General features: G+C 45.1%; 1 tRNA gene and 1 rRNA gene. Both read right to left on the bottom strand.

The features are described from left to right. Window positions 1–51: 51 nt before the first annotated feature. Window positions 52–127: transfer RNA gene (locus M3166_RS19015), tRNA-Val, on the bottom strand. Between the two features lie 11 nt (window positions 128–138). After that, window positions 139–254, bottom strand: a 5S ribosomal RNA gene (gene rrf / locus M3166_RS19020). Between the last annotated feature and the right edge of the window lie 198 nt (window positions 255–452).

A 452-nucleotide genomic window follows, 5' to 3' on the forward strand; every position in this document is an offset into this window, starting at 1 on the left:
CTGATTACAAGTCAGTTGCTCTACCAACTGAGCTACACCGGCATTTAGAAATGGTGGAGGATGACGGGCTCGAACCGCCGACCCCCTGCTTGTAAGGCAGGTGCTCTCCCAGCTGAGCTAATCCTCCTGGGTAATACAGCCTAGCGACGTCCTACTCTCACAGGGGGAAGCCCCCAACTACCATCGGCGCTAAAGAGCTTAACTTCCGTGTTCGGTATGGGAACGGGTGTGACCTCTTTGCCATCATCACTAGACTATTTTCTTTAAAAGACATTATTCATTATATCATACTTTTTTCAATCGTCAAGTACTTTTTTAATGATTTTCATTCTTTCAAAACTGGATAAACGTTTCATTGAATTATGCAATAAAATGTGGTTAAGTCCTCGACCGATTAGTATTCGTCAGCTGCATGCGTCACCGCACTTCCACCTCGAACCTATCTACCTGAT

This window comes from Solibacillus isronensis, from assembly GCF_023715405.1.
In the GTDB taxonomy this organism is placed as follows: domain Bacteria; phylum Bacillota; class Bacilli; order Bacillales_A; family Planococcaceae; genus Solibacillus; species Solibacillus isronensis_B.